This window comes from Sphingomonas sp. TX0543, from assembly GCF_048565505.1.
In the GTDB taxonomy this organism is placed as follows: Bacteria; Pseudomonadota; Alphaproteobacteria; order Sphingomonadales; family Sphingomonadaceae; genus Sphingomonas.
In genome coordinates, this window is sequence record NZ_JBLZUS010000002.1 from 163,605 (window position 1) to 176,805 (window position 13,201).

At 65.5% G+C, this 13,201-nt stretch carries 10 protein-coding genes; 4 read left to right on the plus strand and 6 right to left on the minus strand.

Annotated elements, in window-relative coordinates; genetic code table 11:
- Positions 1-29: 29 nt before the first annotated feature.
- From ACM61V_RS01235 to ACM61V_RS01255, 5 genes are all read right to left on the minus strand, one after another.
- Positions 30-2,777, minus strand: coding sequence for a [protein-PII] uridylyltransferase (locus ACM61V_RS01235; RefSeq protein WP_137785281.1), 2,748 nt, complete (start codon positions 2,775-2,777; stop codon positions 30-32).
- A gap of 116 nt (positions 2,778-2,893) precedes the next feature.
- Complete coding sequence (gene phbB / locus ACM61V_RS01240) at positions 2,894-3,616, minus strand: acetoacetyl-CoA reductase (RefSeq protein ID WP_137785282.1); 723 nt, start codon at positions 3,614-3,616, stop codon at positions 2,894-2,896.
- 33 nt (positions 3,617-3,649) lie between these two features.
- Complete coding sequence (gene hemH / locus ACM61V_RS01245) at positions 3,650-4,654, minus strand: ferrochelatase (protein WP_137785283.1); 1,005 nt, start codon at positions 4,652-4,654, stop codon at positions 3,650-3,652.
- Positions 4,651-6,864, minus strand: a complete 2,214-nt coding sequence (locus ACM61V_RS01250) for a xanthine dehydrogenase family protein molybdopterin-binding subunit (protein WP_137785284.1) — start codon at positions 6,862-6,864, stop codon at positions 4,651-4,653. Before ACM61V_RS01250 ends, hemH begins: the two co-directional genes overlap by 4 nt.
- Positions 6,865-6,910: 46 nt before the next feature.
- Entirely contained in the window at positions 6,911-8,608 is a 1,698-nt protein-coding gene (locus tag ACM61V_RS01255) for a class I adenylate-forming enzyme family protein (RefSeq protein WP_171007460.1), read from the minus strand.
- 65 nt (positions 8,609-8,673) lie between these two features.
- Here ACM61V_RS01255 and lgt point away from each other — a divergent pair, with 65 nt between their 5' ends.
- Genes lgt through pgeF form a run of 4 tightly spaced genes read left to right on the plus strand, consistent with a single transcriptional unit; the run spans position 8,674 to position 11,865 of the window.
- Positions 8,674-9,555 carry a prolipoprotein diacylglyceryl transferase gene (gene lgt / locus ACM61V_RS01260; protein ID WP_137785285.1) on the plus strand — a complete coding sequence of 294 codons (882 nt, stop codon included), beginning with the start codon at positions 8,674-8,676 and terminating at the stop codon, positions 9,553-9,555.
- Positions 9,556-9,560: 5 nt separating this feature from the next.
- On the plus strand, positions 9,561-10,592 hold the full coding sequence (locus ACM61V_RS01265) for a class I SAM-dependent methyltransferase (RefSeq protein WP_419714237.1): 1,032 nt from the start codon (positions 9,561-9,563) through the stop codon (positions 10,590-10,592).
- Complete coding sequence (locus ACM61V_RS01270; RefSeq protein WP_137785286.1) at positions 10,589-11,104, plus strand: GNAT family N-acetyltransferase; 516 nt, start codon at positions 10,589-10,591, stop codon at positions 11,102-11,104. Before ACM61V_RS01265 ends, ACM61V_RS01270 begins: the two co-directional genes overlap by 4 nt.
- Positions 11,101-11,865: a peptidoglycan editing factor PgeF gene (gene pgeF / locus ACM61V_RS01275; protein ID WP_137785287.1), complete on the plus strand. Its 765-nt coding sequence runs from the start codon at positions 11,101-11,103 to the stop codon at positions 11,863-11,865. The genes ACM61V_RS01270 and pgeF overlap by 4 nt, the downstream gene beginning before the upstream one ends.
- 32 nt (positions 11,866-11,897) lie before the next feature.
- Here pgeF and hslU read toward each other — a convergent pair whose 3' ends face one another.
- A complete protein-coding gene (gene hslU, locus ACM61V_RS01280) occupies positions 11,898-13,196 on the minus strand; it encodes an ATP-dependent protease ATPase subunit HslU (protein WP_137785288.1) in 1,299 nt (432 codons plus the stop codon).
- Positions 13,197-13,201 lie beyond the last annotated feature (5 nt).

Genomic DNA, 13,201 nt, shown 5'->3' on the forward strand with positions numbered 1-13,201 from the left:
CCCCTCTCCGCTGGAGGGGGGCGTGTGCCTCACGCCGCCAATTCGCTTGGCATGCCGGCTGCCGCATCCAGCAGCCGCCGCTCCAAAGCCTTTACACGCCCGGAAGCAGCGATCTTGTCCCCGGTAAGATCGGTCAGATAGAAAGTATCCACCGCGCGCTCGCCGTATGTGGCGACATGTGCCGAATGGATCGTCACTTTCGATTGGAACAGCGCGTGGGCGAGTTGACTGAGCAGTGCCGGCCGATCGCGTGCGTTCACTTCCACGACCGTGAAGCGGTTGGAAGCGTGATTGTCGACCAGCACGTTTGGCTCGATCGGAAAGGCATCGGCGCGCACCCGCGGCAAGGGCTTCGCCTTCAGCCGGTCGATCAGCCGGCTTCGGTTGGCGAGCGCATCCTCGATCGCGGTGCGCAATCGGTTGAGCTGCCCGGCTTCGTCGAAGGGGCGACCGATCGGATCCTGCACGAGAAAATTGTCCAATGCCATGCCATCGCGCGTCGTGTGGATGCGCGCATCGATGATATTGCCGCCGGCGAGATGGATCGCACCGGCTATGCGATAGAAGATGCCCGGATGATCGGCGGCATAGACGGTCACCAATGTCGCGCCGCGATCGGGATAGACCTGAGCGTCGATCGCGAGCTGCTCATCACCGGTGGCGGCGATGAAACGCGCGTTATGCGCGAGTACATCCTCTGGTTCCGCGATCCAATACGGCTCCGGCATCTGCCGCACGAATTTCGCCAGCGCCGTTTCATCCCAGCCCAGTGAGCGCGCAAGATTGGCCTGCTTTCCCGCGATCCGCTCGGCGCGCCCGCGTTGCTTGTGGCCGAGCCGCAGCACTTCCTCCGCCGCTTCGAAAAGATCGCTAAGCAACTGCCGCTTCCAGCCGTTCCATGTCGCCGGACCGACCGCGCGGATATCCACGACCGTAAGCGCCAACAGCATACGCAGCCGCTCGGGCGACTGAACGACTGCCGCGAAATCCAGGATCGTCTTGAAATCTGCTAGGTCGCGCTTGAAGGCTGTTGCCGACATCAACAGATGGTTTCGTACCAGCCACGCCACAGTTTCCGTCTCAGCAGGGCCAAGTCCGAAACGCGGGCACAAGCGCTCCGCCACTGCTGCGCCCAGAATTGAGTGATCGCCGCCGCGGCCTTTCGCGATATCGTGCAGCAGCACGGCCACGTAAAGCGCGCGGCGCGATACGATTTGCTTGAAGATTGCAGTTGAGAGCGGATGCTCGCCGGCGAACTCGCCGCGCTCGATCCGGCTCAGCAGTCCGATCGCGCGTATTGTATGCTCGTCGACCGTATAATGGTGATACATGTCGAACTGCATCTGCGCGACGACGCGGCCGAAATCGGGCACAAAACGACCGAAAACCCCCGCCTCGTTCATCCAGCGCAGCACTAGCTCGGGATCATTCCGGCTCGCGACGAGATCGAGGAACAGCGCATTTGCGCGCGGATCATCCCTGATCTCATCAACCAGCTTGGCATCACGCGCGGCGATACGCATCGCCATCGGATGGATCTCCAGCCGGTGCACGTCGGCAAGCTGGAATATCTCGATCAGCCGCACGGGATCCTCGGCGAAGAAATCGTCGCGCGGCAGCGCCAGCCGTCCGCGATCGAGGACGAAACCACTCAGCTTGCGCGGCCGCCTGCGGATGGTCGGAAGCCCGAAGCGACGCCCGCGCGCAGCAAACTGTTCATCAAGATGGGCGAGGAACACCCCCGTCAGCGATCCCACCGCCTTCGCCTGCAAGAAGTAATATTGCATGAAGCGCTCGACGCCAGGTTTACCCGGCCGATCCGAAAACCGCATCCGTTCGGCGATCTCACGCTGCACGTCGAAGGTCAGGCGGTCCTCTGCGCGTCCGGTGATCAGGTGGAGGTGGCAGCGCACTGCGCAAAGGAAATTATCCGCGCGATGAAACAGGCGATATTCGGCCGGGGTGAACAGCCCCTTTTCGACCAGATCGGCGGCGCGATCCACGTCATAGACATATTTGCCAATCCAGAAGAGCGCGTGGAGATCACGCATCCCGCCCTTGCCCTCTTTCACATTGGGTTCGACGACATAGCGGCTGTCACCCATTTTGAGGTGGCGCTGATCACGCTCCGCCAGCTTGTCCGCAACAAACTGTCGCTCGGTATCGCGCTGTACCTCGGCCTTGAAGCGGCGCGAGGCTTCATCCGCCAACGCTTCATCGCCCCAGACATAGCGCGCCTCCAGCAACGCTGTACGGATCGTCACATCCCCTTTCGCCTGCCGCACCATCTCATCGAGCGATCGGCTGGAATGCCCGACCTTCAGCCCCAGATCCCACAGGACATAGAGCATCGATTCTATCACCTGCTCCGCCCATGGCGGCTGCTTCCACGGCGTGAGAAAGGCGATGTCCACATCCGAGAAGGGTGCCATCTCGCCGCGCCCGTACCCGCCGACTGCCAGTAGCGCGAGCCGTTCAGCCGCCGTCGGATTGCTCAGCGGATAAAGTCGCTGGGTGACGAGATCAAACAGCACACGCAGAATCTGATCGATAAGGAACGCCTGCCCATTGGCTGCTTCCAGCCCGCGCGAGGGATGCTCGGTAAGCCGCCGTGCGATCTCGACGCGGCCTGCGTCGAGCGCGCTCTTGAGTTCTACGGTGACCGCGCGGCGCAGCGTGGCCTGGTCAGCGATATCGAGCGCGGCGAGACGATCTGAAAGCTCGCGACGATCAATGATCGCGCGACGGTTCGGCAGGTTATCGAAGCGGCTCGGCATCTTTCTACGCGGTTACAGGAAACCGGCCGGGCGGTCGATGCGCGTGAACGCCTTTTCGCGGCGGCAGCGGCGCGGGAGCCAGGCCCGCGTCGCTGGAAGACACGCCGCGCACTACGTCAGTACATGTGCTGCCCGCCGTTGATGCTCAGCGTCGACCCAGTTACAAACCCCGCCTCTTCCGAGCACAGGAAGGCTACGCCGCGCGCAATCTCTTCCGCCTGCCCCAGCCGACCGACCGGAATCTTGGCAACGATTTTCTCCAGCACATCGGGCGGCACCGCCGCGACCATATCGGTATCGATATAGCCTGGCGCGATCGCGTTCACCGTCACGCCGGTCCGCGCGCCTTCCTGTGCAAGCGCCTTTGTAAAGCCGTGGATGCCTGATTTGGCGGCGGCATAGTTCACCTGGCCATATTGGCCCGCCTGCCCGTTGATCGAGCCGATGTTCACGATCCGCCCCCATTTGCGCTCGCGCATGCCGGGGAACACCGCCTTGGCCATGTTGAAACAGCCGCCAAGGTTGGTGTCCATGACCTCCTTCCACATCTGGTAGGTCATTTTCAGGATCGTGCCATCGCGGGTGATGCCGGCATTGTTGACGACGATGTCGATCGGGCCGAGTTGCTGGGCAACTTCCGCACAACCCTGCTGGCAGGCATCGTAGTCGGCAACATCCCACTTGTAGGCGACGATCCCGGTGCGTGCGGTGAATTCCCGGGCGCGATCGTCGTTGCCGGCATAATTAGCCGCCACCGCGATCCCCTTGTCCCGTAGCGCGACACTGATCGCTTCGCCGATACCCCGGGTTCCACCCGTCACGACTGCAACTCGCGCCATTAGGACTCTCCTCTCCATGAAGTGGACTTGAAACTACGAGTGGGCGACCCATCCTTCAAGTTCTCGCGAAAGGATTTTCCGAAGCATTTCCAAACCTGTCGGGGTGTCGTTAAGGCATGGGAGATAGGCGAAATCCGTTCCCCCGGCGGCGGCGAACGTCTCACGCCCGCGAATCGCCAGCTCTTCCAGCGTCTCGATACAGTCGGCGGAAAAGCCCGGCGCCACGATCGCGATGCGCTTGACGCCCCTGCCAGGCAATGCGGCCAGAACCGTATCGGTCGCCGGCTCAAGCCATTTTGCGCGCCCGAACCGGGACTGAAACGTGATCGTCACCTCCCGTCCCAAAGCCTCGCCCAGCAGCCGCGCCGTTTTCTGGCAGTGGCAGTGATAAGGATCGCCCAGCGACAGGGTGCGCGCAGGCATGCCGTGGAAGCTGACGAGGAGCGCATCGGGCACGAAATCCAGCCCGGCCAACGCGGCCTCCACCGATTGCTTCAACGCATCGATGTGCGCGGGATCGTCGTAATAAGGCGGCAGCGTGCGGATTGCCGGCTGCCACCGCATCGCCGCCAGCGTGGCGAACGCGCTGTCGTTGGCGGTCGCGGTGGTGGCGGCGCAATATTGCGGGTAGAGCGGCGCGAGCAGTATCCGCTCACATCCGGCCGCCTTCAGCACCTCCAGCCTCTCCCCGATCGCGGGCGTGCCATAACGCATCGCCCAGTCGACGATCACGCCCGGGCCGAAAGCGTCGCGCAAGCCCGCCGCCTGCGCCCGCGTGATAGCGGCGAGCGGGGAGCCATCGGCACGCCACACCTGCGCATATGCATGGGCGGATTTCTTCGGCCGTGTCATCAGGATCGGGCCGCGCAGGATCGGCTGCCACAGCAACTTGGGCAATTCCACCACACGTTGATCGGATAGGAACTCTGCCAGATAGCGCCGCACAGATTTGGTGTCGGGCGAGTCGGGCGTACCAAGATTGATGAGCAGCACGCCGACGCGCGGCGCTGCTAGCGCTGGATGATCTGCCGGCCTCACGCAGCATGCCCGAGCGGCAGTGCGCGCAGGCGCTTGCCGGTTGCGGAATAGAGCGCGTTGGCGATCGCGGGGGCGACCGCGACCATGCCTAGATCGCCGATTCCGCCCGGTTCCGCGTTGCTCGCGATAAGCTCAACAGTGATGTCCGGCGTATCGGCGAGCCGGGGGAGCGCGAGTTCGCCAAAGCGATGGGCGGTGACGAGGTTGCGGTCGATATGCACGCCAGCGGACGTGGCCGCAGCCAGACCGAATATCAACCCGCCTTCGATCTGCTGGCGAATGATATCCGGGTTTACCTGCCGTCCGCAATCGACCGCGGCGACCAGTCGGTTCACGCGCGGGCGACCTGCCTGATCCATCTCGGCCTCGGCGAGCACCGCGATACAGCTTCCTGCCATTGTGTGACAGGCGATGCCCTGCCCGCTGCCATCTCCCCCGCCATCCCATCCGCCAAGCGCAGCGGCGGTGGATAAGCATCTGGCGAGCCGCGCATCTCCGCCAAGCATGCCGATGCGGAAGGACATCGGCTCCATACCCGCTTGGCGCGCCAGTTCGTCAAGGAAGCTCTCCGTAAAGAAACAGGTGTAGCCGTGTGCGCCGCCTTTCAGGTGACCGCCGGGCAGCCCGATTTTCGCTGGATGATGCTCCACGATGCAACCAGGCAAGCGATAAGGCGGCAATGAGCCGGCGACCGCATAGCCGTCCGCTCCCGCGGGAAGCGCCAGCGCCGCCGCAACCAGCGCGTCGCTTGGCATCAGTCTTGCGGCAAGTTCGCGTCCGGTGGACGGGGCGGCGATTTGTGTGCGCCAAGCGATAATAGCGCCGTTCGAGGCGAGCCGCGCGGTCATTCGAGCTTTCGCTGGCGCGCGGAAGCGGTCCCGCGCCAGCGCCTCGCGTTGAGACCACACCAGTTGCACCGGGCGCCTGGCCTCCGCTGCCAGGATCGCCGCCTGTGCTGCCACATCCACCTCGAGCGCTGCGCCGAATGAGCCGCCGATCAGTGTAGGGTGAAGGATCACTGCGTCTGGAGATATGCCGATCGCGCGTGCCGCCGCCTCGCGCGCGAGGCCCGGTGCTTGCGTGCCGATCCACATTTCCAGCCGGTCGCCGTGGAACCACGCGGTGGCGCATGGCGGCTCGAGCGCGGCGTGAAAGGCAGGCGTGACCAGATAATCCGCCACGATCAACCCGGGACCGCCCATTACCGGCGCAATATCGCCGCTCGTCGCGAAGCGATGACCGGGTGTTTTCAACGCGGCGTCGAGCACTCCAGCAATGCTCGCGTCGTTCACCACCGGGCCGCGGGTTGCGAAACGCGGCGCGAGCGCGGCGATGGCGCGATCAGCCGCCCACCAATCGGTCGCGAGTGCGGCCACCCAGCGTTCGTTCTGCACGACGGCGACCACGCCCCGCACCCGCTCGGCCGCCGCGCGATTGACCCCGATCAGCCGGGAATCCCCGAGCGGCCCCTGCATGATGCTGGCGAACACCATGTCCGGTAGGCGCACGTCGGCGGCGAAATTGGCCGATCCATCCACCTTCGACGGCACATCAAGGCGGGGCACGTCCTTGCCGGTCAGCCGCCCGTCCTCGTCCACGCGTAGCGGCAGATCCGCCGGCAGGTCGAAGCTGATCGCCTCGGCGGCAAGCTCGGCGAAGCGGATGCGTCGTTTGTCGGCCACGACAAAGCCTTCCGCCGTTTCGCACGCCGTCCAGTCAATCCCCCAGCGCTTCGCCGCCGCCTTGCAAAGAAGCACGCGCGCCGCCGCGCCCGCCTCCCGCATGGCAGATTCGAACCTCCGGATCGACGTGGAGCCACCCGTCAGCATCAGCGCACCGCGCACCGCGCGTTCACGGCGCAACGCGGCCGGAATCCGGTCGAACGCGCCGGCGAACAGCGTGTCGGCAGCGAGCGGATTGGCGTAAAGCGGGTTGAGCGGCGCGGCCTCGACGCCGATGGTGCGCCAGTCCGCGCCCAATTCGTCGGCGACAATCTGCGCCAGCGCGGTCCAGACGCCCTGCCCATGCTCCGCCTGCGGCACCGCGACGATCACTTGGCCGTCCGTCCCGATCTTCAGCCACGCGCCATAGATTGTCTCGCCCGGCGCTGCGGTAAGATTCGGCCGATAGCTGCGCGGCCACGCAGCCCAGGCAACGATCAGCCCCAGTCCCGCCCCCCCGGAGACGAGCAAATTGCGTCTAGTGACCATCGGGGAAGCCACTAGGCGGGATCACCCTTCGACGGAAGCGACGGGATCAGGCCGCCTCCGCTTCAAATTGTGCGCCATAAGTTGCGCGTAGCGCCACCTTGTCGATTTTCTCCGTGCCAAGCCGGGGGAGCGGTTCCGATACGATCCAGATCCGCGCCGGCACCTTGAACGCGGCGATATGCTCGAGGAGGAAATCGGTCAGTTCCCCGGCCGTCAGCGAAGCACCATCCGCCGGATGGACCACCGCGCCCGGCACCTCGCCATACTTCTCGTCAGGCAAGCCAAACACGGTCGCCTCCGCAACTTGCGGATGCTGATAGAATGCCGCCTCCACCTCCTGACAGGAGATGTTCTCGCCGCCACGGATAATGATGTCTTTCTTGCGATCGACGATGAACAGATAACCGTCCTCGTCGAGATACCCTATGTCGCCGGTGCGGAGATAGCCGTCGGCGGTAAAGGCGTCGGCGGTCGCGCGCTCGTTGTTCCAGTAGCGCTCGAAATTGGCGACCGAGCGGATGCAGACCTCGCCACGCTCACCCGGCGCGACCGGCTTGCCCGCATCGTCGAGGATCGCGAGATCGACCAGCGGCGGCGAGGGGCGGCCGGCCGAATTGGGCTTTGCGATGTAATTCCCGCGCCAGTTGCCGGTGCCGATGCCATTTGTTTCGGTGAGACCATAGCCGATCAGCGGCGCGCCCTGCATCTCGTCATGGATGCGGCGGACATGCTCCACCGGACGCGGCGCGCCACCGGACGCGATATCGCTCACCGTCGAGAGATCGTATTTGTGCCGGTTGGGATGCGTGAGCATCTCGAAACTCATCAGCGGCACGCCGACGAAATACGTGATCCTTTCCTTTTCGATCAGCCGCATCGCCTCTTCCGCGTCCCATTTCGGCATCAGCACCAGCTTGCGCCCGATCGCCAGCGACTGGAGCATCACCGGCACTTCGGCAGTGACGTGGAACAGCGGCACGTTGAGCAACGTCGCAGGCTGCAACGCGCTCACCTCGCCTTCCTGCGTCGCGATCGCAAGCATCATCAACGCCGAGGCGAGAAAGTTGAACACGCCCTGCACCACCTGCCGGTGCGTGGACAGCGCGCCCTTGGAGCGGCCGGTCGACCCGGAGGTGAACAGGATCGTGGCATGATCGTCCGGGGCGATTTCCGGCAGGGGCGTCTCATCCGCGCGCGCGGCGATGTCGGCGAGCGCCTGCGGTAGCGGCAGCCGATCATCGAAGGTGACAATGGTTGCACCCAGCCCCGTGATCGCGGCCAGCCGCGCGGCGCGCGGCGCATCGGCGAAAACCAGCCCGCAATCGACATCCTCGATCCCGTCGCGCAATTCGTCGGATTGCCACCAGCCGTTGAGCAGCGTCGCGACCCCGCCGGCCATCAGGATGCCGAAATAAAGCGTGATCCATGAGGGCGAGTTGCGCGCCGCGATGCCGACGCGATCGCCCTTCTTCACGCCAAAGCCGCCCACCAGTGCGCGCGCGACCTTCTGCGCCTCGGCATGGACCTGCGCGAAGGTAAGCCGCTCGTCGCCCGAGATCACGAATTCTGCGGCGGCATGCTGCGCGCAGAAGTGCGAGAAATAGGCGGTGAGCGTGGGCGGGGCGGCAGCGATCAGCGGCAGCTCGCGCCCGAAACGCTCCACCGAGCCAAGCGCGAGCTGACCGCCCTCGCCCGTCATCGCGGCGATCACGGTGTCCATCTTCAGGTCAAGCTCGGTCTTCATGCGCCTCTCCGCTTGGTCTTGTCATTTGACGCTACTATGCAGGGGCGAAGCACGAGGGAAAAGCCTTGATCCTGTCTTTGTTCGCCGCATCCGCCGGCCATATCCGTTTCACCGACCTGGGATTGCACCCGGACGTCTTCTCGATCGGCTTCTTCACGCTGCGCTGGTACAGCCTCGCCTATATCGCCGGGATCGTCGTCGGCTGGTGGTATCTGCTGAAGCTGCTCGCCGAGCCGGCCGCACCGATGGCGCGGCGCCACGCGGACGATCTGGTGTTCTACGCAACGCTCGGCATCATCCTGGGCGGGCGGATCGGCTATGTCCTGTTCTACGCGCCCGACATGATCCTGCATCCGATCCGCATCCTGCGGCTGTGGGACGGCGGCATGTCGTTCCACGGCGGCGTGATCGGCACGACGATCGCGATCATCCTGTTCGCGCGCAAGAACGGGCTGAACTGGCTGCGCATCCACGATTATGTCGCCTGCGTCGCGCCGTTCGGGCTGTTCTTCGGCCGGCTGGCCAATTTCGTGAACGGCGAATTGTGGGGCAAGCCGACCGACGTGCCCTGGGCGATCGTCTTCCCCCACACCGTGCCGATCGGCATGATCGAGCCGGCACGGCACCCGAGCCAGCTTTACGAGGCGGGGCTCGAGGGGCTGCTGCTGTTCGCGGTGCTCGCCTTCTTCTTCTGGCGGACGAAGGCGCGATACGAGCCGGGCAAGCTCGTCGGCATCTTCGTGCTCGGCTATGGCCTGTGCCGGTTCTTCGTCGAATTCTTCCGCGAGCCGGATTCCCAGTTCGCGGGCACCTTCTTCGCGACGACGATCCACATGGGGCAGATCCTGTGCCTGCCGATGATCGCCGGCGGGATCTGGCTGATCGCCACCGCGCGCGGGCGGCGCGAGCGCGTCGAGCCGATCGCCGGGAGCGACAGCGTCGCGTGAGCCGGATTGTGGAAGAGGGCCCGCTGCCAGAACGGCTGGCGCGAGCGATCACTCTCGGCGGGCCGATCCCGGTCAGCCAGTTCATGGCGGCCGCCAACGCGCATTACTACGGCACACGTGATCCGCTCGGCGCCGGAGGTGATTTCACCACCGCGCCGGAGATCAGCCAGATGTTCGGCGAGCTTATCGGCCTGTGGTGCGCGGACCTGTGGGATCGCGCCGGGCGGCCAGATGTGGCGTGGGTGGAGCTGGGGCCGGGGCGCGGAACGCTCGCCGCCGATGCGCTGCGCGCGATGGCGACGGCAGGGCTTACCCCGCCCGTGCATTTCGTCGAGACCAGCCCCGTACTGCGCGACGAGCAAGCCAGGCGCGTGCCCCACGCCACATGGCATGATGACGTGGAGGAGCTGCCGACTGACCGGCCGCTGCTGGTCGTCGCCAACGAATTCTTCGATGCGTTGCCGATCCGCCAGCTCGTGCGGCGCGGCGCGACGTGGCATGAGCGGCTGGTGGCGTGTCAGGACACGTTGTTTCTGCCTGTCGCCGGCAAGCAGGTGCCCGACGACGTGATCCCACCGCATCTTCGCGACGCGCCCGCCGGCTCGATCATCGAAACATCGCCCGCCTCGGTCGGCATCATGCGCGTGCTGGCCGCGCGCATCGTGGCGCAGGGCGGCGCGCTGCTCGCGATCGATTATGGCTATGAGGGGCCGGCGGTGGGCGACACGCTCCAGGCGGTGCGCGCCCACACCTATGCCAATCCGTTCGAGGAGCCGGGCGAACGCGATCTGACCGCGCATGTCGATTTCGCGACGCTGGCGCTGGTCGGCCATGCCAGCGGGGCGATCGCGAGCGGCCCGGTCGGGCAGGGCGCGTTTCTCCGCGCGCTGGGTGTTGATGCCCGAGCGACGGCGCTGGCGCAGAGCAACGCCGATGTTCTTGTCGATCGCGACCGGCTGGTGGAGGACATGGGCGAACTGTTCAACGTAATCGGCCTGCGCCACGCGGACTGGCCCGAACCCGCAGGATTCGCATGATCGATTATCGCACCCCTACCCTCGCCGACGGCACCGAGATCGACGCGATGGCGAGGAAGGTGTGGCTGGAGACGTTCGAGCCGTTCACCAGCCCGCAGAATATCGCCGCCTATTTCGCCGAGGCCTATGGCCCGAACGGCAAACTGATCCGCGATCTTTCGAATCCGGACGTATCCTGGCGCGTCGCGTGCGCCGGGGACGAGATCGTCGGCTATGCCAAGCTCACCCCGCCATTTCTGCCCGATCCCGCGATGACCGCTGGCGCGCTGCAACTGAGCCAGCTCTACATCGCCGGCACGCATCACGGCGCCGGCATCGCACAGGCGCTGATGGCGTGGACGATCGATACCGCGCGCGCGCGCGGCGCGAAGGCACTGCTGCTCACCGTCTATGAGGCGAACCCGCGCGCGATCCGTTTTTACGAGAAGCATGGGTTCGCGCATATCGGCGATTATGCTTTCCCGGTCGGCGATCAGGTCGATCGCGATCTCATCATGCGGCTGGCATTATGAGCGCGGTGGAGGTCAATCGCGCCGCCGCGCTGTCGGGCGTGGCACACGGCTTTCTGGGCCGGCGCGGCGGCGTTTCGACCGGGCTGCACGGCGGGCTCAACGTCGGCGCCGGATCGGCCGACGACGCGGATGCGATCGCGGAGAACCGTCGCCGTGCGGGCGACGCCGTACTGCCAGGCGCGGCGCTGGTGACGGTCTATCAGGTTCATTCGGCCGAGTGCGTGACGGTTCGCGCGCCGTTCGATCCCGCGCTGCGCCCTCGTGCCGATGCGCTGGTGACGGATCGACCCGGCCTGGCGATCGGCGTGCTGACGGCGGATTGCGCGCCGGTGCTGCTTGCGGATGCCGAAGCCGGCGTCGTCGGCGCGGCCCATGCCGGGTGGAAGGGCGCGCTAGCCGGGGTGACGGATACGACGATCATCGCGATGGAAGCGTTGGGCGCGCGTCGCGACCGGATCGCCGCCGCTGTCGGCCCGTGCATCGCGCGCGCCAGCTATGAGGTTGATCTCGCGTTTCGCCGTCGCTTCGAGGAGGCGGATGCGGCGAACGAACGCTTTTTCGCGGACGGGCGGGCATGCCACGCGCAGTTCGATCTGGAAGCCTATGTCGCGCATCGCCTGGCCGATGCGGGCGTCACCCGCATCGAAACGCTGGGGCTGGATACCTACGCCGACCCCACGCGCTTCTTCAGCTTCCGCCGCGCCACGCATCGCGGCGAGCCGGATTACGGGCGGCAGATCTCGATCATTGGCCTCAGATGAGGGCGGCCCCGGCCGAAGCCGGGGTTTGAAGGTTACAGCACGAACCGGCTGAGATCGGTATTCCGCGCAACGCTGGAGAGTTGCTTTTCCACATAGGCTGCGTCGATCGTCAGCGTGCCGCCGCCGCGATCCTCCGCGTCGAAGCTCACTTCCTCCAGCAGTTTTTCCATGACCGTCTGGAGCCGCCGCGCACCGATATTCTCGATCTCGCCGTTCACTTCGGCGGCAATCTTCGCCACCGCGCGAATACCGTCCGGCGTGAAGTCGATCGTGACCCCTTCGGTGCCGAGCAAGGCGCGATACTGCGCCGGCAGCGATGCCTTGGTGTCGGAAAGGATCGCCACGAAATCCTCCTCGGTCAGCCCCTTGAGCTCCACGCGAATCGGCAGCCGCCCCTGAAGCTCGGGCAGCAGATCGCTCGGCTTGGCGACGTGAAACGCGCCGGAGGCGATGAAGAGGATATGGTCCGTCTTCATGGGGCCGTATTTGGTGGACACGGTGGTCCCCTCGATCAGCGGCAACAGATCGCGCTGCACGCCCTCCCGGCTGACACTCCCGCCCCGCACGTCGCTCACCGCGATCTTGTCGATCTCGTCAAGGAAGACGATGCCGTTCGCCTCCGCATCCGCCAGCGCGACGCGGCTCACCTCGTCCTGATCGAGCCGCTTGTCCGCCTCTTCCTCGACCAGCTTTTCCCACGCCGCCGGCACCAGCAGCTTGCGGCGCTTCGCCTGCCCGCCGCCGAACGCTTTACCCATCATCTCGGACAGATTGATCATGCCGACCGATCCGCCGCCGGGCAGCTCGAACGGCATCTGCGGCGCCTGTTGCAGTTCCAGCTCGATCTCGGTGCTCTCGAGGTGTCCGTCGCGGAAGCGCTGACGGAAGCTTTCGCGCGTCGCCTGGCTCGCATCCTTGCCGACCAGCGCGTCGAGCAGACGCGCCATCGCGGCTTCCTCCGCCTTGTCCTTGACAGCGTTGCGGCGGCGCTCCTTTTCCAGCCGGACCGCTTCCTCGACGAGATCGCGCGCGATCTGTTCCACATCGCGCCCGACATAGCCGACCTCGGTGAACTTGGTCGCCTCGACCTTCACGAACGGGGCATCCGCGAGCTTCGCGAGGCGGCGGCTGATCTCGGTCTTGCCGCAGCCGGTGGGGCCGATCATCAGGATGTTCTTGGGCGTCACCTCGTCGCGCAGGTCCGGGCTCAGCTTCTGCCGACGCCAGCGGTTGCGCAGCGCGACGGCCACCGCGCGCTTCGCATCGCGCTGGCCGATAATATGCGCGTCAAGCGCGGCGACGATCGCCTTCGGGGTGAGATTGTCGTTCATGGTCA